The sequence below is a fragment of the Rathayibacter sp. AY2B3 genome, assembly GCF_002931755.1.
GTDB lineage: Bacteria > Actinomycetota > Actinomycetes > Actinomycetales > Microbacteriaceae > Rathayibacter.
Map to the genome: position 1 here is coordinate 1 of NZ_PSUG01000025.1, position 20,017 is coordinate 20,017.

Sequence of the window (20,017 nt, forward strand, 5' to 3'; positions counted from 1 at the left end):
GGGGAAGGAGGTGATCGCGGCCCAGGGGTCCACCTCCCCGCGCCGCCACCGCCCCATGCTCGCCACCGCCGGACGCCGCGGGGCGGAGTCCTCGGCCGGGCGGTCGGCGGAGGGTGCGGGGCGGGAAGCGGGCGACGCAACGGACGCGGCCGCCCGGCCCCGTCGCTGCGTCCCGTGGCTGTGAGCGGGCCCCGGCGCCATGAGGTGCAGGAGCCAGTTCTTCTCGGCGCCTGCGTGCGCTCCCGTGTGCAGCAGGGCGTAGCGGCGGGGCTCGCCGCCGAGCCCGCCGTCGGGGCGGCCGGTCAGTACCGCGATCACCTCCTTCCCCTCGCGCCACTTCTCGAGGGCGTAGGTCCCCTCGTCCCAGATGCGCACCTCGCCGCCGCCGTACTCGCCGGCCGGGATCGTGCCCTCGAAGGTCGCGTACTCGAGGGGGTGGTCCTCGGTCTGCACCGCGAGCCGGTTCGGGTCGCCCTCCAGCGGCGGGCCCTTCGGCACCGCCCAGCTGACCAGGACGCCGTCGTGCTCGAGCCGGAAGTCGTAGTGCAGGCGCCGCGCGTGGTGCTCCTGGATGACGAAGGAGTCGCCCGAGGAGGAGCCCGCGGACCCCGCCTCGGGCACCGGCTCCGGGGTCTTCGACGCGTCGCGCATGCTGCGATAGGTCGCCAGGCGGTCGGAGGAGGCGTCCGTCGCGGCGAAGCCCGCCATCCGCTCCGGGGTCGGCTCGAGACCGGCGCCGCGGGCGGCGAGCAGCGGGCGGAGGAGGTCGCCGTCGCTCCGCAGCCGCTCCACCACCTCGTCGGGCGACAGGTGGCGCAGTCCCTCTTCGCCCAGCTCCTCCCAGGTGCGGGGCGCGGCGACGGCGGGCCGGAGGCGCCCGCGGAGGGAGTAGGGGGCGATGGTCGTCTTCGCCGCGCTGTTCTGGCTCCAGTCGACGAGGACCTTGCCCTCGCGCAGGGTCTTCTTCATGTCCGAGACGACGAGGTCGCGGTGGTCCGACTCGAGCGCGCGCGCCAGCTCGTGCGCGACCGCCGAGATCTGGTCGCTGGAGGCGGAGGCGTCCAGCGGGCAGTAGAGGTGGATCCCCTTGCTCCCGCTGGTCACCGGCAGCGGAGCCAGGCCCATCCCCTCCAGCAGGTCGCGGGCGAGGAACGCGACCTCGGCGCACTCGGCCAGGCCCGCCCCCTCGCCCGGGTCGAGGTCGAGCACGAGGCGGTCGGGCGGACGGCGCTCGCCGTCGGATCCCACCCGCCACTGCGGGACGTGCAGCTCGAGCGCCGCCTGCTGCGCCAGCCAGGTGAGCCCGGCGACGTCGTCGACCAGCGGGTACTCGACGTCGCGCGACGAGTGCGCGAGCCGGGTCCGGCTCAGCCAGTAGGGAGCGGAGGAGGGGAGGTTCTTCTCGAAGAAGACCTCGCCCGGATGCTCGGCGGTGCCCACTCCGTCGACCCAGCGCTTCCGGGTGACCGGGCGGCGGGCGAGATGCGGCAGCATCGCGGAGGCGACGGAGGCGTAGTAGGAGAGCACGTCGGCCTTGGTGAAGCCGGTCTCCGGGTAGACGACCTTGTCGAGGTTCGTCAGCCGGAGCCTCCGCCCGCCGACCGAGACGATCTGCTGCGAGGCGGCCATCCCTCCATGGTGGAGGCAGGCGCTCGCCGAGGGAACCCCGGACCGTCGAGGGAACCCGCACGAGCGGGCTCCCTCGACGACTCGGGGTTCCCTCGGCGGCGAGGAGTAGCGTCGACGCACCACGTCCGAAGGAGCCCTCCGTGCCCGACACGATCGCCGACATCCCCCTCACCACGATCGACGGCACCACGTCGACCCTCGCCGACTACCCGCCCGTGCGGCTGATCGTCAACGTCGCCTCCCGCTGCGGCCTCGCCCCGCAGTACGAGAAGCTCGAGGCCCTGCAGAAGAGCTACGGGGAGCGCGGATTCACGGTCCTCGGCTTCCCGAGCAACCAGTTCCTCCAGGAGCTGAGCGACGAGGACAAGATCAAGGCGTACTGCTCGACGACCTGGGGGGTCACCTTCCCGATGTTCGAGAAGGTGCGCGTCAACGGCCGCTCGGCGCACCCGCTCTACGCGGAGCTCACCAAGGCGGAGGACGAGAACGGCAAGGCCGGACGCGTGAAGTGGAACTTCGAGAAGTTCCTGATCACGGCCGACGGCACGGTGCACCGGTTCCGCCCGACGGTCGAGCCCGACGACCCGCGGATCGTCGGTCTGATCGAGGCGTCGCTCCCCGCCTGATCCCGCTCAGCGGCGGGCGCGGGGTCGGAGCGCCGCCCGTCGCGGCTCAGCGGTCGCGGAGGCCCAGGGCCGAGCGGGCGTCCGCGGGCTCGACGCCCTCGGGGCAGACGATGTCCGAGACGTCGAACGGTGTCGCGCGCGAGAACGGGATCATCTCGATCCCGTCGACGTGGCGCAGCAGCACGAGGCCGCCCTCGCCCTCGCGCAGGCTCCGGCGCACCTGGCGCAGGAAGATGCCGGCCATGTCGAGCTCGACGACGAAGGAGCGGCCGCTCACGTCGATCCGGCAGCCGATGACCGGCCGGGAGCCGACGGAGACGGAGTCCGGCACGCGGCGCGGCTCGATCGGCTGCTCCTTGCGGAGCGTCCGCACCGGGGTGAGGGTGGGCAGGCCGGTCGCTCGCGCGGTGTCCGTCATGGTCGTCTCCGTCCGTCGACGTCCGCCGATGGTTCCGGGGACGTCTTCTCGACGGTACTTCGCGTCCCCCGCAGAGGGGACGGGGTTGACGGCCGCGCGATCAGGGGGCAGCAGGGCTCAGGAGCCCTGGCGCTGCTCCTCGGGCTCCGGCAGGACCGAGAGCTCGCCGTGCATGCTGGCGACGCTGAGCATCTGCTCGATCCACGCGCGGTTGAGCTTGGGCTGGTGCGCCTCGGTGAAGCGGAAGTGCAGCGGCACCGACGGGTGCAGCCAGACGGAGCTCCGGCCGTGTCCGGTGGAGGCGTCCTCCATCCACGAGAGCGAGAAGGCTTCGTTGCGGCGCAGCTTCGAGAGGACGGCGACCTTCAGGTGCGCGAGGACGCGCTCCTCGAATTCGATCTCGAGGTTCTGCGGTCCGTAGATGAGCGTGGCCACGGGCCCCCTTCGTTCATCGGGCCGGCCCTGGCGGACGGCTCCTCGGGGGACGGTATCCGCTCGGACCCCGGTGCGGGGAATCGGGCGGGAGACACGCCGGACCCCCATTGACAGTCCCGCGGACGGGACGTATCACCGCCGGGCGTGCTGGGCGCCACGATAGCCGACGCGTGACGGCGGAGTCGATGCTCCGTCGCGGATCTCCGGTCGGGCGGGGCCGGCCCGGGAGCGGGCGCGGGCACCTCGTGCCGGCTGCCGGCCGCGTCGCTCCGGATCCTCGTCACGGCCCGGTCGGCGCATCCCACCCCTCCTGCGGGGTCGCGCAGGTGCCGCGGAAGACGTACTGCGACGGCAGCTTCCGCTGGTGCGAGGACCAGTCGATCGCCGGCCGCCGCTGCTCCGGAGGCAGGTAGCCGAGCCGGTACACCGCCATCAGCTCGAGCTCGTCGGGCACGGCGAGCAGCGACTCGATCCGCGCCCACGCTCCCGGCACCTCCATCGGGAACGACACGAACTGGATCCCCATCCCCAGCTCGACCGTCGACAGCCAGACGTTCTCCATCGCGGCGCCCATGCTGAACACCGAGTAGAAGGAGGAGAGCTCGCCCGGCCGGTACTCGGAGCGGTCGAGCATCACCCCGAGCAGCAGCGGCGAACCCGCGACGAGCCGGCGGTTCTCCTCGCCGAGGGTCTGCGGGACGCGGAGGGAGTTCATCAGGAACTGGCCGCGCTTCGTGAAGACCTGCTTCGTGAAGGGGCGGAGCGGAGCCGGCAGCTTGTCGAACAGCATCCCGTCGCGCCGCTGCTCCATCTCCTCGCTGCTGAAGCGGAAGTAGGGCTTGTAGCGCTCGAAGAACGTGCCGTTCGACATGGCGGTGGTCATGCTCTCGCCGCTGATCGCGGCGATCCGGTCGATCGTCTCGCGCTCCTCGACGAGCACGAACCGCCACGGCTGGCTGTTGAGCTGCGACGGCGCTCGACCGGCCACCTCGATCAGGAGCCGCTGGTGCTCCTCGGAGACGGGATCGGGCAGGAACGCGCCGTTGGTGGTCTTCCGGCGCCGGACGACATCGAGGAACTCCATGCCTCGATCCTGCCCCGATCGGCTGCGCACGGGGCGAGCGGCGCCCGTCCGGGGCGCGCGGGGTAGCATCGAGGGTCCTGTGCAGGCTCGAGGGAAGCGGTGGAACGGTGAAGACGAGGGTCATCTTCTACCTTCTCGGAGGAGTGTTCGTGCTCGGTGCGGGCATCAACTCGGTCGTGGGCAGCGGCTTCTCGGTGCCGAACCTGCTGACGATGCTCTGCGGCGCGCTCATCCTCGCGATCGCCGGCTGGCAGGCGCTGCGCTCCTACCGCTCCGACCCCGACCGCGACGTCGAGCCCCCGCGCTAGCGGCGGGTCCGGTCCGGCACCCCGCGCCAGCGCGGAGGCGGTCCGGCGCAACCTCGGCTGAGAAGGGGGTCCGTTCCTCGACGGAGGAGGGGGACCGGTGTCAGCCGACGTTGCGCTGCGGCCGCAGTCCGTCAGCGCCCGAACGACCCGGACCCGAGCAGTCGGCGGACGTCCTGCCGCCGCGCCGGCCGCCGCGTCCGGCCGAGCGCGACGAGCACGAACGGAGCTACCGCCAGCGCGATCGCTGGGTGCCGGCGTCCGTGCGTCCCCGCGAAGGGGATCGCCGCGAGCGGGACGGCGGCGGGAGCCAGCGCGGCCGCGGCGCGGGGGTCCGACCGCCGCAGCGTCGCCCAGGCCAGAGCGGTGAGCGTCGACGTGCAGATGTAGAGCGCGTGGTGGATCCAGTGCCAGCGGCCCGTGCGCAGAGCGCCGGTGGCGACGGCGGTGCCGAGGGCGCAGTTGGCGGAGTAGCCGACCGCGGCGGCGCGCAGCCAGAGCGGACCGGAAGCGCCCGCCCTCCGCCGCGTCCTCACACCTCGCCCCGCGCGAGCAGCAGCCGGTAGGGCGCCGCGCGCTCGACCCGCCACCCCTCGGGCGCCACCGCCCGCAGCTCGGCGGCGGTGAAGCTGCGCCGCACCGACAGCGACCCGTCGTAGTGGAGGAACGAGCCCGCCGCGATCGGGCGCGTCGCCAGCAGGTACGCCGTGTAGGCCAGCCGCGACCGCTCGATGTCGTTGTGGAGGGCGCGCGGAGCCAGGCGCTCGCTGTCGGCGAGCAGGTCGGCGAGCGACTCCGGCGACAGGTGGTGCAGCACGTGATTCGAGGTCACGAGGTCGAAGTGCTCGCCCTCGGCGACCAGGTCGGCGCTGCTCGCGCGGCGGAACTCGACTCCGGGCGGCGCGGGCGTCGACGTGGCGAAGGCGGAGGCGCGCTCGTCCGGATCGACGGCGGTGATCGCCAGGCGGAGACCGTCCTCGCGGGCCCAGCCTGCGAGGGAGCGGGCGACGTCGCCGCCTCCGGAGCCGATGTCGAGCAGGCGGAACGGCTCGTCGGGCCGCAGCAGCGGGCGCAGGCGCGAGCGGTAGAGGCCGCGCCACCCCGAGACCAGCCGGTTCACCGTGCCGAAGCGGGCGTAGGTGGCGTCGAGCAGGGTCCGGTCGCAGTCCGGGTCGTCCATCAGCTCCTGCTCGGAGACCTCGCGGTGGCGAAGGTCCGGCGCGAGAGGGGCTCGCGGAGTCACTCCCCGCCCCGCTTGGTGAGCAGCGCGAGCTCGACGGTGAGGCCGGGACCGAACGCCATCGCGCCGATCCGCTCGCCGTCGGCCGCCTCGCCGTGGAGCAGGCGCCGCAGGATGAAGAGGACGGTCGCGCTCGACATGTTGCCGTTGGTCCGCAGCACCTCGCGCGACGGGGCCAGCTGCTCGTCGCTGAGGGCGAGCGAGGCCTGCACCTTGTCGAGGATGCTGCGGCCGCCGGGGTGGATCGCCCAGCGCTGCACGTCGCTCCGCTCGACCTCTGCGCCGGCCAGCAGCGGGGCGACGGCCGCCTCGATGTTCGCTCCGATGATCGAGGGCACGTAGGTGCTCAGCCGCATCGAGAAGCCGTGGTCGCCGATCGTCCACGCCATCTCGGTCTCGCCCTCGTCGGTGAGCGTCGTGGCGAGCGCGTCGAGCTCGAGCACCGGGGTGCCGGGCGCGGCCTCGCGGGCGGTGACGACGGCCGCCGCTCCGCCGTCGGCGAAGACGGAGGTCGCGACGATCTGCTCCGGGTCGTTGGAGCTCGTGAGGTGGATGGTGCACAGCTCGACCGCGACGACGAGGACGACCGCCTCCGGGTCGGCCTCGCAGAACTGGCGGGCGGCGCGCAGGCCGGGGAAGGCGCCGTAGCAGCCCATGAAGCCGAGGTGGAAGCGCTGCGTCGAGGGCGCGAGGCCGAGGCGGCGGACCAGCTGGTAGTCGGGCCCCGGAGCGTAGAAGCCGGTGCAGGAGACGGTCACCACGTGGGTGACGTCCTCGGCTGTCATCGACGCGGACGCGAGGGCGCGGCGGGCGGCCTCCGTGAAGAGCTCGGGAGCGCGCTCGGTGTAGACGGCGTTGCGGGCCGCCGTCCCCGGGTCGAGCACCAGGCCGCTCTCGGCGTCGTAGAAGACGCTCGCGCCCTCCCGCTCGACGCGGTCGAGCTCGTCGACCACCGTGCTGCGGGTGTCGATCCCGGACGCGTCGAAGGCCGCGCCGATCAGGCGGGACCCGAGACGGGTCATCGCGGGCTGGGACGCGAAGAGGTCGCGCACCTCGGACTGGCGCAGGACCGTGGTCGGCACCGCCGTCTCGATGCTGCGGATGTGGACGCTCACCCGCAGGAACCTATCGCGGAATCCTGCGGGTGAGCGGTGCCCGGGAGCGTGATCAGAGGATCGGCTTCCCGCCGGTGACGGCGATCGTCGACCCGCTGATGTAGCTCGCCTCGTCGGAGGCGAGGAGGACGTAGGCGGGGGCCGCCTCGGCCGGCTGCCCGGGGCGGCCCAGCGGGACCTGCTCGCCGAACTCGGCGACGGCCTCCTCCGGCATGGTCGAGGGGATCAGCGGGGTCCAGATCGGGCCGGGCGCGACGGAGTTCGCACGGATGCCCTTCTCGCCGAGCGCCTGCGCGAACGAGGCGGTGAGGCTGAGGATCGCCGACTTCGTGGCGGCGTAGGGCAGCAGCTGGTACGACGGCTGGTCGGACTGCACCGAGCTCGTCGCGATGATCGACGCTCCCTCCTTCAGGTGGGGGAGCGCCGACTTCACGAGGTGGAAGTAGGCGCTGATGTTCGTCGCGATCGTGCGGTCCCACTCCTCGTCCGGGATGTCGGTGACGCTCTCGCGGCTCATCTGGAAGGCGGCGTTGCTGACGAGCACCTCGAGGTGGCCGAAGCGCTCGACGGTCTCTGTGACGACGGCGCGGCAGTGCGCCGGGTCCTGCAGGTCGCCGGGGAGGAGCAGCGCCTCGCGGCCGGCGTCCCGGACCCACTTCGCGGTGTCCTCGGCGTCGTCGTGCTCGTCGAGGTACGAGATCGCGACGTCGGCGCCCTCGCGCGCGAACGCGATCGCGACGGCCTTGCCGATGCCGCTGTCGCCGCCGGTGATGAGGGCGACCTTGCCGCTGAGGCGGCCGGTGCCGCGGTAGCTGGTCTCGCCGTGGTCGGCCTTCGGCGTCAGCTCGGCCTCGGTGCCGGGCGGTGTCTGCTCAGGGGATTCCGGAGTCATGACTCTCCCTCTCGTGTCGTCGGTCGGTGCCCCCATGCAAGCGGGTGGGAGGGAGGGGGCGCAGGGGGTTGACGACCCGACCGCCCCGTCCTGTCGTCAAGCCCGCGACACCGAGGGCTCCCTGGGTCTTGACTGAGCGTGTCGCCCTTCTTCGGGGCGCTCGGCCAGGAGGTTCGACATGAGCACGACAGACAGGGATCCGGCTGACGGCGGATTGCCGCGACGGGCAGAGGGCTCGGCGGCGGGCGGCACGGCGCGCATCGACTCGGCGGGGGACACGGGAGCGGCTGCGGCGACGGACCGCTCCGCGACTCCGGACCGCTCCGCGACTCCGGACCGCTCCGCGACTCCGGACCGCTCCGACTCCGCGGACCGCTCCGCCTCCGCCCACTCGGCGCCCGAGCACCGCGCCGCGCCCGTCGACCCCGACTCCGCCGAGGCGAAGCAGGCCCGTGCGGCCGCGCGCAAGGACATCCACCAGCGCGAGCGCGACCGCTTCGGCGGCTTCAAGATCGGCTGCGCCTTCTTCGGCTGGCTCGCCGCCACCGGGCTCGCCGTCCTCCTGACCGCTCTCGTCACCGCGATCGGGGCCGCCGTCATCGGGACCCAGGACGTCACCGGCGACCTCGCGGCCGACCCGGCCGCGTTCGGCTGGGCGGGCGCGATCGCGCTGCTGGTCGTCCTCCTCGTCGCCTACTACTGCGGCGGCTACGTGGCCGGCCGCATGGCCCGCTTCAGCGGAGCGAAGCAGGGCGTCGGAGTGTGGGCCTGGGCGGTCGTCGTCGCGATCGTCGTGGGCATCGTCTCGGCGATCACCGGCGGCAGCCAGGCGCTCTCCGCGGTCAGCGGCTTCCCGACGATCCCGCTGGACGCGGGCGACGCCACGGCCGCGGCGATCGTGACGGCGCTCGCCGCACTGGTCGTCGCGCTGGTCGGCGCCGTGCTCGGCGGTCTCGCCGGCATGCGCTTCCACCGCCGCGTCGACCGCGAGGGCCTCTCCGGCCTCTCCGTCTGACGCTCCCGTCCGTCCCCTCTCCGCGAGATGCCACTTGGGTACGCGCCGCACGGCGTGTCGCGTACCCAAGTGGCATCTCGCGGAGAGGAAGTAGGGTGCTTCGCGTGACAGGGGAGCGAGGGGCGGCGCTGGCGAGCGAGCTGCGGGAGTGGGATGCGGGTGCGCTCGCCGGACTGCGGGACGAGTACCTGGCGTTCCTCGAGCAGCGCGGCGAGTCGGCGCTCGAGCGCGACGGCGGCCCCGAGCACATCACCGCGAGCTGCTTCGTGCTCTCGCCGGATCTCGCGGAGGTGCTCCTCTGCTTCCACCGCAAGGGCCGGTTCTGGGTGCAGCTCGGCGGGCACATCGAGGCCGGCGACGACTCCGTGGCCGCCGCTGCCCTCCGCGAGGCGCGGGAGGAGAGCGGGGTGGCGCGCCTGCAGCCGCTCGGCGTGCTGCCGCTCGACCTCGACCGGCACGCGCTCGGCGACGGCTTCGGCCGCTGCTCCCGGCACTGGGACGTGGGCTTCGGCGCGATCGCCGATCCGGACGCTCCCGTGACGGTCAGCGACGAGAGCGACGACGTGGCCTGGTGGCCGGTGGACTCGCTGCCCTCCGAGGTGCCGCCGGGGTTCGGCGAGCGGCTGGCCGGGGCGCTCGCCGCGGCGCGTCTACTCGGTGGTGCGGGGCCGCTCGGCGGCTGACCGAGGCCCGCCGTGGACCGTCTCCACGTCCCGCCAGCGCGTCTCCGACGAGTCCTCCCCCTGACTCCGGCGGGGTGCGGCACGATGGGGCGATGAGCAGCACCGCTGACCCCGTCGTCGTCCTCGCCGGTGCGAGCGGGTTCCTCGGGACCGAGCTCGCCCGCCGCTTCACCGCCGACGGCTGGACGGTGCGGCGGATCGGCCGCTCGGGGCCGGACGCGCGCTGGGGCGACATCGCCGGGATCACGCGGACGCTCGACGGCGCCCGCCTCCTGGTGAACCTCGCCGGCAAGAGCGTCGACTGCCGGTACACCGCGGCGAACCGCGCCGAGATCCTCCGCTCCCGGGTGGCGACCACCGCGGAGCTGCACCGCGCGGTCGGGGCGGCCGCGACTCCTCCGCCGGTCTGGATGAACGCGAGCACGGCCACGATCTACCGGCACGAAGAGGAGCGGGCGAACACCGAGGACGAGGGCGTGCTCGGCGAGGGGTTCTCGGTCGACGTGGCGCGGGCGTGGGAGTCGGAGTTCTTCGCGGGAGAGACGCCCGGGGTGCGGCGAGTCGCGCTGAGGATGTCCATCGTGCTCGGAGACGGTCCGGCGACGGCGATCCTGCTGCGGTTGGCGCGACTCGGCCTGGGGGGTCCGCAGTTCGACGGGCCGTGGCCCTCGACGCGCGCCCGCCGGGACGCCGGCGTGCACCACGAGCACCGGCGCACCCGCGGTCGGCAGCGCTTCAGCTGGATCCACGTGGAGGACGTGTACCAGTCGATCCGCTTCCTCGAGGAGTCGTCCCTCGACGGACCGGTGAACCTCGCGTCGCCGAACCCGAGCGACAACACCGAGCTCTCGCGGCTGCTCCGCGCGGCCGTCGGCCGTCGGATCGGGATACCGGCCCCGCGCTTCGTCCTCGAGCCCGCGACCCTCCTGCTCCGCACCGAGCCCGAGCTCCTGCTCAAGTCCCGCTGGGTCGTGCCCGGCCGCCTCGAGGACGCCGGCTTCGCCTTCGCGCACCCCGACCTCGCCGAGGCCCTCCGCAGCCTGGCCTGACCCGGCCCGCCGCGGCGACCGACCTCCGCCGCGAGCCTGCGTCGCGGAGGCCTGGGTCCGAGCGCGGATCCGCCCCGCCACCCGGCCACCCTCGAGGCGCCGGCTGGAACGCGTGCCGAGCGTTTCGGATGCGCCGAACGCACCCCGCTCTGCAGAACCCGGCCACCCTCCTCGCCGACTGCGCCACGCCGCGCGGGGAGCGGCGTGATCGAGATCACGTCGGAGGTCGCGCTACTGCGCGACCTTCGCCGCGATGTCGCTCCGATACAGCCCGCCGTCGAGGTGGATCAGGTCGAGCGCGCGGTACGCCCGCTCCCGCGCCTCGGCGAAGTCGGCGCCGCGCGCGACGACGTTGAGCACGCGGCCGCCGGTGGCGACGAAGCGCCCGTCGACCAGCTGGGTCGCCGCGTGGGCGATGGTGACGCCGGGGACGGCCGCCGCCGCCTCGAGCCCGGTGATGGTCCGACCGGTGACGGCGTTCTCGGGGTAGCCCTCGCTCGCGAGGACGACGGTGACGGCGACCTCGTCCGTGAACGCGGGCCACGGGACGGAGGCGAGCGCACCGGTGGCCGCCGCGTGCAGCAGCGCGGACAGCGGGGAGGCGAGGCGGGGGAGGACGACCTGGGTCTCGGGGTCTCCGAAGCGGGCGTTGAACTCGATCACGCGCAGGCCCGCGTCGGTCACGATGAGGCCGCAGTAGAGGAGTCCGACGAAGGGGGTGCGCTCGCGCTCGAGCTGGCGGATGGTCGGGATGGCGACCGTGTCGATCACCTCGTCGACGAACGCGCGCTCGCTCTCCCAGCGGTCGGCGAGCCAGGGCAGCGGGGAGTAGGCGCCCATGCCGCCCGTGTTCGGTCCTTCGTCGCCGTCGCTCAGGCGCTTGAAGTCCTGCGCGGGGGAGAGGGGGACGACGTCGTGGCCGTCGGAGAGGAGGAAGAGGGAGACCTCCTGGCCGGCGAGGAACTCCTCGATGAGGACGTCGCCGGACTGCAGCCAGAACTCGGCGTGCGCGATCGCGGCGCTGCGCGACTCCGTCACCAGGACGCCCTTGCCCGCGGCGAGGCCGTCGGCCTTGACGACCGAGGGGAGTCCGTAGTCGTCGATGGCGCGGGTGGCGTCGACCAGGGTGGAGACGCGGGTCGCGCGGCCGGTGGGCACGCGAGCCATGTCCATCACCCGCTTCGCGAAGGTCTTCGAGCCCTCGAGCGCCGCCGCGGCCTTGTCCGGGCCGAAGGTGGGGATGCGGCGCTTGCGGAGCGCGTCGGCGACTCCCGCGACCAGGGGCGCCTCGGGGCCGATCACGACGAGCTCGATGCCCTGCTCCACGGCGAAGCCGCTGACCAGCCGGGGGCTGTTCGTGTCGAAGTGGATGACCTCGACGTCGCGCGCGATCCCGGCGTTGCCGGGCGCCGCGATGATCTCATGGTGCTCCTCCTCCGCGAGGAGAGCCGTGATGATGGCGTGCTCACGGGCACCCGAACCGAGGACGAGGATCTTCACCCTGACAGGATAGGGCGCCCCGCCCCGGGCCAGGTCCCTGTGACGTCCTCCTCCGCGGGGCGGCGCTGCGGACGCCGACACGCCGGGCGGGGCCCCGCGGGAGGCGTCCGGGAGCGGGCGGCGGCGGCAGGATGGGTGCATGGCCAAGGGCAGGATCGACGAGGCGAGCGGGCAGTCCGCGGTGCGGGCGGCGCTCGCCGGTGGAGCGGACCGGAACACGACGGCGACGGCGGTGCGGTTCCTCCTGCAGATCATCGAGACGAACGTCCCCGGTCGCAGCGTCGAGGTGCGCGTTCCGCCTTTCGGCGCGGCCCAGTGCGTCGAGGGTCCGGGCCACACCCGCGGCACTCCGCCGAACGTGATCGAGATGGACGCGGCGACCTGGCTGCCGCTCGCGACCGGCTCCCTGCCGTGGAGCGAGGGCGTCGCGAGCGGGCGGATCCACGCCTCGGGAGTACGCGCGGACCTCACGCCGTTCCTCCCCGTCCTGCGCGTGGGCTGAGCGTCGGCGAGTTAATTTCTCGTAAACGCGGCGGCGAGCCGTCGTCGGAACGTTTGACCTGGGGTCCGCCGTCGGGTTGTCTGGGAATAACCCCCTCACGCGGCACGAATCCTCTCCGGATCCACCGCTCGATGCTTGGAGTCCCCTTCACGATGCGCAGTACCTCCCCGGGCCGACGCGGCCTCACCCGACTCCTCTCCGCGACCGCCGTCGGCGCCGTCGCCGGAGCGGCCCTCCTCGGTGCCACCCCCGCCGCGGCGGCCGAGGGCGATGTCGCCATCGACATCCTCTCGATCAACGACTTCCATGGGCGGCTCGCCGCCGACCGCGCCGTCGCCGGAGCCGCTGTGCTCGCCGGCGCCGTCGACTCCTACCGCGCCGCCAACCCGAACACGCTGTTCGTCTCGGCCGGCGACAACATCGGCGCCTCGACCTTCGTGTCGAAGGTGCAGGGCGACATCCCCACGCTCGACTCGCTCAACGCGATGGGCCTCGACGTCAGCACGCTGGGCAACCACGAGTTCGACCAGGGCCGCGCCGACGTGGACGGCCGCGTCGTGGACGCCTCGGCGTTCCCCTACGTGAACGCGAACCTCTACGACACCGCGACCGGCGAGCGCGCCTACTCCCCCTACGTGATCACCGAGCAGGACGGCGTCTCCGTCGCCTTCATCGGTGCGATCACCGAGGACCTCGGCAAGCTCGTCAGCCCCGCCACGATCTCGACGCTCTCCATCGAGCCGATCGCCGAGAACGTCAACGAGGTCGCCGCGCAGCTCCAGGACGGCGACGCCGCCAACGACGAGGCCGACGTGGTCGTCCTGCTCCTGCACGAGGGAGCCGACGCCGACGCGGCCGAGCTGAACACCCCGGAGGCGGACCCCAAGTTCGGCGCGATCGTCAACGCCGTCGCCCCGAACGTCGACGCGATCGTCTCGGGCCACAGCCACCAGGAGTACAACGCGGGCATCGACGCCGGCCGGGCCTTCCCGACCGTCGTGTCGCAGACCGGCAGCTACGCCGAGAACATCGGCCGCATGTCCCTGACCGTCGACCCGGCGACCAAGCAGCTCACCTCGCTCACCAGCGAGGTCGTGCCGCTCACGAAGGTCGTCGACGACCCGGCCTCCGACGACCCGGCCAAGACGATCGTCGTCGGCGCCTTCGAGCCCGACGCCGAGGTCGAGAGCATCGTCGCCGACGCCCAGGCCGTCGCCGTCCGCGAGGGCAGCGTGAAGGTCGGCACCATCACCGAGGACATCTCGCGCGCCTACCGCCCGGACGGCACCACGACCAACCGCGGCTCGGAGTCGACCCTCGGCAACCTCGTCTCGGACGCCCAGCTCTGGGCCACCCGTGAGCTCGGCACGCAGATCGCCTTCTCGAACGCGGGCGGCCTGCGCGACGACCTCTCCTACACCGCGACTCCGGACCAGCCCGGCGACGCGGACGGCGTGGTCACCTACGCCGAGGCCTCCGACGCCCAGCCCTTCGCGAACACCCTGGTGACCCTGCAGCTCACCGGCGAGCAGATCTCCGACCTGCTCGAGGAGCAGTGGGTGGGCAGCTCCAGCCACCCGCAGCTGAACCTCTCCACCTCGAAGGACCTCACCTACGTCTTCGACGCCACGGCCCCCGAGGGCTCGCGCATCTCGCAGGTGTTCTTCCAGAACGAGCCGATCGACCCGGCCGCGACCTTCACCGTCGTGACCAGCAGCTTCCTCGCGAGCGGCGGCGACGGCTTCAGCACCTTCACCGAGGGCACCGGCACGGCCGACTCCGGCCGCATCGACCTGGACGCCTTCGTCGGCTACATCCAGGACCTCGGCACCGTCAGCCCCGACCCCGTGCAGCGCACGATCGGCCTGACCGACAACGTCCCGGACTCGGGCGAGTACGCGGTCGGCGACACCATGACCGTCGAGCTCTCCTCGCTCCTGTTCAGCACCGGAGCCGCGGCCGACACCACCGTGACCGCGAGCGTCGACGGCACCGTCGTCGGCACCGCGACGATCGACCCCACCCGGGCCGTCACCGACGACTCGACCGGTCGCGCCTCGTTCTCGGTCCCGATCGACGAGAGCCTGGCGGGCGGCGCGCACACCGCGACGTTCGCGCTCGACACCACCGGCACCGAGATCAGCGTCGGCTTCGCCGTCGCGGCCGGCGCCGGAGCGGGCACCCCGACTCCCGGACCGACCACGGAGCCGACGCCCGCGCCGACCACGCCGCCCACCACGGGCCCCGCGCCGACGCCGACCACCACTCCGGTCGCCGGCTCGCACCACCTCGCCGAGACCGGAGTGGACGCGACCCCCGCGTTCGTCGCCGGGATCGCCGCTCTGCTGCTCGGTCTGGGCATGACGGTCGCGCGCCTGCGCCGCCGCACAGCCGCGAAGTAGCCGCACCGCGCGCACGACGGGCCCTCGACTCCGGTCGGGGGCCCGTCGTCGTGTGCGGGGCGAGCCGATGGGGGGCCCCTGAAAGCCGCGGCGGGGAGGCGTTCCCCGAGGAGCGGCAGCAGCCCCCGGAGACGCGAGAACGCCGCCTCCCGATCGGGAGACGGCGTCGGAACGCGATGAGGTGCTGTCGCGGAGCGGCGGGGCTCAGTGCTGCGCGGGGACCTGACGGTAGCCGTCGCGGCTGGCGACGAGCACCGTCGACACCGTGCCCCATGCGGCGAGGCCACTGAGGACGACGAGGATTGCGATGCTCATGAGTGTTCTGCCTTTCGTTGCGGCGGCTTCTGATCCATCCGCCGGGATGCTGTGTACAACGTCCAGTGTCCGGCCCCGTGTTCCGTAGGACAATCGAACTGTTCTTGCCCTGACGTGTAGTTTCTCTACATGGACGTGCGACGGCTGGAACTGCTCCGCGAGCTCTCGATGCGCCGCTCGATCACGGCCGTGGCGGAGGCGACGCACCGCACGCCCTCCGCGGTCTCGCAGCAGCTCAAGGTCCTCGAGCGCGAGGCCGGCGTGCCGCTGATCGAGCGCTCCGGCCGCGGCGTGGTGCTCACGGCGGCGGGACGCGAGCTCGCCCGGAGCGCCACCGAGATCGCGATCGCGCTCGAGCGGGCCGACGCCGTCTGGCAGACGTTCAAGAACAACCCGATCGGCGAGGTCACCATCGCGACCTTCCCCACCGCGGGGCAGATGCTCCTCCCGAACGCGCTGGTGGCGCTCCGGAGCGTCGAGGGGCTCGTCGTGCAATGCGAGGACGCGGACCCCGGCACCGACGAGTTCGCCGACCTGACCGCCGACTTCGACATCGTGCTCGCCCACTCGCCCACCGGCCGCAGCGCCTGGGCCGGCCGCGGCCTCGCGATGGCGGAGCTGATGATCGAGCCCCTCGACATCGGCCTGCCGGTCGGGCACCGCCTCGCGGACCGGGCGACGGTCTCGGCGGCGGACCTGGTCGGCGAGACCTGGATCGGCGTCCCGGACGGGTTCCCGTTCGAGCGCGTGATGCAGGACATCGAGACCGCGTCCGGCGAGGCGGTGCGGGTGGAGCAGCGCTTCGCGTCCACGCGCGTGACGGAGGCGTTCGTCGCGGCGGGCCTGGGGATCGCGGTCCTCCCGCGCTACACGGCGGGCGGCGCGGGAGTCGTCGTGAAGCCGCTCCGCGGGGTGAACTCCGTGCGGCACATCGTCGCTCTGATGCGTCCGGACCGGGCGGAGCGGCTCTCGGTCCGCACCGTGGTCCGCGAGCTGCGGGCGCAGGCCGGGCGGCTCGTGCACGCGCTCTGAGCGATCACGGTGCCGGGACTCCGCTCGTGCGGGGGAGAATGGAGGCATGAGCGATCCCGCCCGCCCCGAGGTCACCCGCGAACAGGTCGACGTCCGCCGCTCGCCGCGCGTCTGGCGCATCCTGACGCTCGGCGTCGGGCTCGGAGCGATCGCGGCCTTCGTGCTGACCTTCGCGCTGCCCGAGACGGAGGGCTTCTCCCGCGGGCAGGTCTTCGGCTTCAGCCTGCTGCTCTTCGTGACGCTGTTCGGCGCCCTCGCGGGGCTCGTCGTGGTGCTGCTCGACCGGGTCGTCGGCCGAAAGGTCGTCCGGACCACCGCCGAGCGGATCGTCGAGCGCGAGGACGCGGCCGAGGAGCCCGCGGCCGAGGGGACTCCGCCCGACGTGGGGACCTCGTCCGACGAGGGCGACCCCCGGGCCGGGTCCGACCGGGTCTAGCAGGCGGAGACGGACCGCCCAGCGGCCGCGGCACTCCGCCCTGAGCCGGGGGTCCCGTCCGCGGCTCGCGCTCGCGGACGGGACCGCGGCGTCAGCGTCCCCGGCGCGACGAGGAGCGGCGGCTGCTGCTCGTGGTGGACGTCGGGCGCTTGGCGGCGGCGCGCTTGGCCTTCTGCGACTTCGAGATCTTCTTGGCCACGAAGGTGAGCAGGAACGGCAGGATTCGGTAGATCACGGGGGACTCCTCGGGTGCATGCGCGCGGGGCCGCGCACCCTCCGATCATGGAGCGGCGCACGGATCCGCGGCACCCGTTGCGCCGCGCCCGGCGCTGTGCAGAGCTCAGCTGAGCTGCGTGCGCTCCACCCAGTCGAGGTACTCCGGGGTGACGGTGCCCGTCACGTACTCGCCGGTGAAGCAGCTGGTCTCGAGGTCGGTGACGTCCGAGCCCTCGAGGATCGCCGCCTTCATGTCGGCGACCTCCTGGTAGATCAGCTGGTCGGCGCCGATCGCCTCCGAGATCTCGGGGATGCGGCGGTTGTGGGCCACGAGCTCCTGGCGCGAGGGCATGTTGATCCCGTACACGTGCGGGTAGCGCACGGGAGGCGCGGCGGACGCGAAGGTGACCGTGTTCGCGCCGGCCGCGCGTGCCATGTCGACGATCTCCTTGGAGGTGGTGCCGCGGACGATCGAGTCGTCGACGATCAGGACGTTCTTGCCCTTGAACTCGCTCGACATCGCGTTGAGCTTCTGGCGCACCGACTTCTTGCGGACCGCCTGCCCGGGCATGATGAACGTCCGGCCGACGTAGCGGTTCTTGTAGAAGCCCTCGCGGTACTCGATCCCGAGCTTCTGCGCGACCTGCATCGCAGCGGGGCGCGAGGAGTCGGGGATCGGCATGACGACGTCGATCGCTCCGCCCGGGGTGTACTGCGCGATGGTGTCGGCGAGGCGGTCGCCCAGGCGCAGGCGCGCCTCGTAGACCGAGATGCCCGACATCACGGAGTCGGGGCGGGCGAGGTAGACGTACTCGAACGAGCACGGGATGAGGCGCGGGTCCTTCGCGCACTGGCGGCTGGCCATCCGGCCGTCGGGCGTGATGAAGACCGCCTCGCCGGGAGCGACGTCGCGCACGATCTCGAAGCCCTGCGCCTCGAGGACGAGCGACTCGGAGGCGACCACCCAGTCGTCCGGAGCCCCGGTGTTGCTGCGGCGGCCGACGATGAGCGGGCGGATGCCGAAGGGGTCGCGGAACGCCAGGAGCCCGACGCCGGCGATCAGCGCGATGGTGGCGTAGGAGCCCTCGACGCGCTCGTGCACGCGGGCGACGGCGTCGAACACCTCGTCGGCGTCGAGGTCGCGGCCCGACATCGACGCCTGCAGCTCGTTCGCCAGCACGTTGACCAGCAGCTCCGTGTCGGAGGTGGTGTTGAGGTGGCGGCGGTCGATGCGGAAGAGCTCCTCGGTGAGCTCGCGCGTGTTCGTGAGGTTGCCGTTGTGGACGAGGATGATGCCGTACGGCGCGTTCACGTAGAACGGCTGGGCCTCCTCCTCGCGCTCGGCGTTGCCCTTCGTCGCGTAGCGCACGTGGCCGAGGCCCATGGAGCCCAGCAGCGAGCGCATGTCGCGGGTGCGGAACGCCTCGCGGACCTGTCCCGCGGCCTTCTTGATGTGCAGGGTGCTGCCGTCGGCGGTCGCGATGCCGGTCGAGTCCTGGCCGCGGTGCTGCAGGAGGGAGAGGCTGTCGTAGATGGACTGGTTGACCGGTCCGGAGGACACGATCCCAACGATTCCGCACATGCCGGAGGGGCTCCCAAGGGGATAGCAGGGGGGTTTGACGGTCCATCCTGGCACGCGGGGGACTCATCCCCTAATGGTTCGCCGTGGGCGGATCCGTGGCTCCGGGGGTGCTCAGGGCGGCGCCGACCGGCGGATCGGCCGGGCGGGCGGTCGGGGAGCCGCGCGGCCGCTCAGCTGCTCGGAGCCGTCCAGGCTCCCGCGAGGCTCCGGTCCAGGACGCGGCGCCAGCCCTGCGGAGCCGCGGACTCGCGGCTGGTCGTGCCCGCCATCCAGAGCAGGGCCATCAGGTCGTCGTGGGTGAAGTCGGGGGAGAGGGATCCGTCGCGGTGGGCGGCCTCGACGAGATCCCGGCCGAGCTCGATCGAGCGGTCGCAGGCCTCGATGAGGGCGACCGCGTCGGGGAAGCGGCGCAGCATCGCGTCGTTGAGGGCGGGGTCCTCCAGCTGGAGGTCGATCATCCCGGAGACGAAGCGCTCCAGGCGTCCGCGGGAGGACCGCTCGGCGAGAGCGCGCTCTGTCAGACCCTTCAGCTTCTCGCCGGCGACGGCCGGGACGACGGCGTCGATGAGCTCCTCACGGGAGCCGACTCGGTTGTAGAGGGTGCCGATGCTCACGCCGGCGTGACGGGCGATGTCCTCGAGGGGGGCGGCCAGGCCGCGGGAGCCGAAGACCTCGAGGGCGGCGGCGTGCAGCTTCTCGACGTTCCGCTGCGCGTCCCGGCGCAGGACCTTCTGCTCGTCCATGCGATCCTCCCGATGATCTCGAGGTGCCACTCAACTCATGGTCCAATGAGTCTTGAGGCTGACCTCAAGTTAGCAGCCCCGCTCATCGCGCCCCAGGGCGCACGACGACAGGACCTCCCATGCCCCTTCTCACCGTCATCGGCGCGGGCCCCGGCCTCGGCCTCGAGATCGCCCGCGTCTTCGGCCGGGCCGGCTTCACCGTCGCGCTCGTCTCGCGGAACCAGGAGAAGCTGGACGGCCTGGCCGCTCGTCTCGCCGAGGAGGGCATCGAGGCGACGGGGTTCGCCGCCGATATCGCGCGGCCCGAGACCCTGACCGCCGCGTTGCGGGCGATCCGTGCCGACCTCGGTCCGATCGACGTCCTCGAGTTCTCCCCCGCCGACTCCGCTCTCGCTCCGGTCGGAGTCCTGGACGTCACGCCCGAGAACCTGCAGCCGCAGATCGACTTCTACCTCGGCGGCGCGCTCCGTGCCGTCGGCGAAGTGGTTCCGGACATGATCGCCGCCGGCAGCGGGACGATCCTCGTCACCACCGGCGGCGGCTCCGTCGCCCCGCACGCGGCGCTGGCGAACATCAACATCGCCGCCGCGGGCCTGCGGAACTGGGTCCTCAACCTCCACTCCGCGCTCGAGCCCCGAGGCGTCTACGCCGCCCACGTGGCGATCACCGCGCTCATCGACGGCGGCCACCCGGACGCGGCGGCCGAGGTCATCGCCCGGTCCTACCTCGACCTCCACCGCAGCCGCGACCGCGCCGAGCTGCACTACGTGGCCTGGGACGCGTGACCGCGGGCGCGCA

At 72.9% G+C, this 20,017-nt stretch carries 22 protein-coding genes; 10 read left to right on the forward strand and 12 right to left on the reverse strand.

Annotated features, from left to right (window positions below):
* Positions 1–1,629 (reverse strand): non-homologous end-joining DNA ligase (gene ligD / locus C5C24_RS09795; protein WP_219812857.1); only part of this gene is annotated, 1,629 nt, incomplete at its 3' end.
* 140 nt (positions 1,630–1,769) lie between these two features.
* Between ligD and C5C24_RS09800 the strand changes: the two genes are divergently transcribed.
* Entirely contained in the window at positions 1,770–2,255 is a 486-nt protein-coding gene (locus tag C5C24_RS09800) for a glutathione peroxidase (RefSeq protein WP_258065135.1), read from the forward strand.
* A gap of 46 nt (positions 2,256–2,301) precedes the next feature.
* On the opposite strand, the gene C5C24_RS09805 is transcribed toward C5C24_RS09800, so the two are convergent.
* From C5C24_RS09805 to C5C24_RS09815, 3 genes are all read right to left on the reverse strand, one after another.
* Positions 2,302–2,673: a hypothetical protein gene (locus tag C5C24_RS09805; RefSeq protein WP_104304846.1), complete on the reverse strand. Its 372-nt coding sequence runs from the start codon at positions 2,671–2,673 to the stop codon at positions 2,302–2,304.
* A 117-nt stretch (positions 2,674–2,790) separates the two neighbouring features.
* Positions 2,791–3,108 carry a hypothetical protein gene (locus tag C5C24_RS09810; protein ID WP_244229547.1) on the reverse strand — a complete coding sequence of 106 codons (318 nt, stop codon included), beginning with the start codon at positions 3,106–3,108 and terminating at the stop codon, positions 2,791–2,793.
* Positions 3,109–3,388: 280 nt separating this feature from the next.
* Positions 3,389–4,192 (reverse strand): nitroreductase family protein, encoded by an 804-nt coding sequence (locus C5C24_RS09815; protein WP_104304847.1) that lies wholly within the window; start codon positions 4,190–4,192, stop codon positions 3,389–3,391.
* Positions 4,193–4,299: 107 nt separating this feature from the next.
* Between C5C24_RS09815 and C5C24_RS09820 the strand changes: the two genes are divergently transcribed.
* Entirely contained in the window at positions 4,300–4,500 is a 201-nt protein-coding gene (locus tag C5C24_RS09820) for a hypothetical protein (RefSeq protein ID WP_104223776.1), read from the forward strand.
* Positions 4,501–4,631: 131 nt separating this feature from the next.
* Here the strand turns inward: C5C24_RS09820 and C5C24_RS09825 are convergent, their stop codons facing one another.
* Genes C5C24_RS09825 through C5C24_RS09840 form a run of 4 tightly spaced genes read right to left on the reverse strand, consistent with a single transcriptional unit; the run spans position 4,632 to position 7,744 of the window.
* Positions 4,632–5,033: a hypothetical protein gene (locus tag C5C24_RS09825; protein WP_181110109.1), complete on the reverse strand. Its 402-nt coding sequence runs from the start codon at positions 5,031–5,033 to the stop codon at positions 4,632–4,634.
* Complete coding sequence (locus C5C24_RS09830) at positions 5,030–5,740, reverse strand: class I SAM-dependent methyltransferase (RefSeq protein WP_258060494.1); 711 nt, start codon at positions 5,738–5,740, stop codon at positions 5,030–5,032. The genes C5C24_RS09825 and C5C24_RS09830 overlap by 4 nt, the downstream gene beginning before the upstream one ends.
* Positions 5,737–6,852, reverse strand: a complete 1,116-nt coding sequence (locus tag C5C24_RS09835) for a type III polyketide synthase (RefSeq protein ID WP_104277066.1) — start codon at positions 6,850–6,852, stop codon at positions 5,737–5,739. Before C5C24_RS09835 ends, C5C24_RS09830 begins: the two co-directional genes overlap by 4 nt.
* 52 nt (positions 6,853–6,904) lie before the next feature.
* Complete coding sequence (locus C5C24_RS09840) at positions 6,905–7,744, reverse strand: SDR family oxidoreductase (RefSeq protein WP_104304848.1); 840 nt, start codon at positions 7,742–7,744, stop codon at positions 6,905–6,907.
* A gap of 178 nt (positions 7,745–7,922) precedes the next feature.
* Here C5C24_RS09840 and C5C24_RS09845 point away from each other — a divergent pair, with 178 nt between their 5' ends.
* The 3 genes from C5C24_RS09845 to C5C24_RS09855 all read left to right on the forward strand — a co-directional run bounded on the left by C5C24_RS09845 (position 7,923) and on the right by C5C24_RS09855 (position 10,491).
* The gene (locus tag C5C24_RS09845; RefSeq protein WP_258065138.1) at positions 7,923–8,759 is read left to right on the forward strand and encodes a hypothetical protein; all 837 of its coding nucleotides are present in this window, start codon (positions 7,923–7,925) and stop codon (positions 8,757–8,759) included.
* Positions 8,760–8,863: 104 nt separating this feature from the next.
* Complete coding sequence (locus C5C24_RS09850) at positions 8,864–9,442, forward strand: NUDIX hydrolase (protein WP_258065140.1); 579 nt, start codon at positions 8,864–8,866, stop codon at positions 9,440–9,442.
* Between the two features lie 92 nt (positions 9,443–9,534).
* A complete protein-coding gene (locus C5C24_RS09855; RefSeq protein WP_104304849.1) occupies positions 9,535–10,491 on the forward strand; it encodes an epimerase in 957 nt (318 codons plus the stop codon).
* A 231-nt stretch (positions 10,492–10,722) separates the two neighbouring features.
* Here C5C24_RS09855 and purD read toward each other — a convergent pair whose 3' ends face one another.
* On the reverse strand, positions 10,723–11,991 hold the full coding sequence (gene purD, locus C5C24_RS09860; RefSeq protein ID WP_104277063.1) for a phosphoribosylamine--glycine ligase: 1,269 nt from the start codon (positions 11,989–11,991) through the stop codon (positions 10,723–10,725).
* A 139-nt stretch (positions 11,992–12,130) separates the two neighbouring features.
* Between purD and C5C24_RS09865 the strand changes: the two genes are divergently transcribed.
* The 4 genes from C5C24_RS09865 to C5C24_RS09880 all read left to right on the forward strand — a co-directional run bounded on the left by C5C24_RS09865 (position 12,131) and on the right by C5C24_RS09880 (position 16,678).
* Complete coding sequence (locus tag C5C24_RS09865) at positions 12,131–12,493, forward strand: sterol carrier family protein (protein WP_104304850.1); 363 nt, start codon at positions 12,131–12,133, stop codon at positions 12,491–12,493.
* Positions 12,494–12,645: 152 nt separating this feature from the next.
* Positions 12,646–14,895, forward strand: a complete 2,250-nt coding sequence (locus C5C24_RS09870) for a bifunctional UDP-sugar hydrolase/5'-nucleotidase (RefSeq protein ID WP_104304851.1) — start codon at positions 12,646–12,648, stop codon at positions 14,893–14,895.
* A gap of 444 nt (positions 14,896–15,339) precedes the next feature.
* Positions 15,340–16,242: a LysR family transcriptional regulator gene (locus tag C5C24_RS09875; RefSeq protein ID WP_104277060.1), complete on the forward strand. Its 903-nt coding sequence runs from the start codon at positions 15,340–15,342 to the stop codon at positions 16,240–16,242.
* Between the two features lie 46 nt (positions 16,243–16,288).
* On the forward strand, positions 16,289–16,678 hold the full coding sequence (locus C5C24_RS09880) for a hypothetical protein (RefSeq protein WP_104304852.1): 390 nt from the start codon (positions 16,289–16,291) through the stop codon (positions 16,676–16,678).
* 91 nt (positions 16,679–16,769) lie between these two features.
* On the opposite strand, the gene C5C24_RS17950 is transcribed toward C5C24_RS09880, so the two are convergent.
* The 3 genes from C5C24_RS17950 to C5C24_RS09890 form a co-directional block, all read right to left on the reverse strand.
* Positions 16,770–16,913, reverse strand: a complete 144-nt coding sequence (locus C5C24_RS17950; protein ID WP_181065538.1) for a hypothetical protein — start codon at positions 16,911–16,913, stop codon at positions 16,770–16,772.
* A gap of 105 nt (positions 16,914–17,018) precedes the next feature.
* Positions 17,019–18,476 (reverse strand): amidophosphoribosyltransferase, encoded by a 1,458-nt coding sequence (purF, locus tag C5C24_RS09885; RefSeq protein ID WP_104223766.1) that lies wholly within the window; start codon positions 18,474–18,476, stop codon positions 17,019–17,021.
* A gap of 170 nt (positions 18,477–18,646) precedes the next feature.
* Positions 18,647–19,219, reverse strand: coding sequence for a TetR/AcrR family transcriptional regulator (locus C5C24_RS09890; RefSeq protein ID WP_104233833.1), 573 nt, complete (start codon positions 19,217–19,219; stop codon positions 18,647–18,649).
* 119 nt (positions 19,220–19,338) lie between these two features.
* Here C5C24_RS09890 and C5C24_RS09895 point away from each other — a divergent pair, with 119 nt between their 5' ends.
* Complete coding sequence (locus C5C24_RS09895; protein WP_104281797.1) at positions 19,339–20,004, forward strand: SDR family NAD(P)-dependent oxidoreductase; 666 nt, start codon at positions 19,339–19,341, stop codon at positions 20,002–20,004.
* The last annotated feature ends 13 nt before the right edge of the window (positions 20,005–20,017 follow it).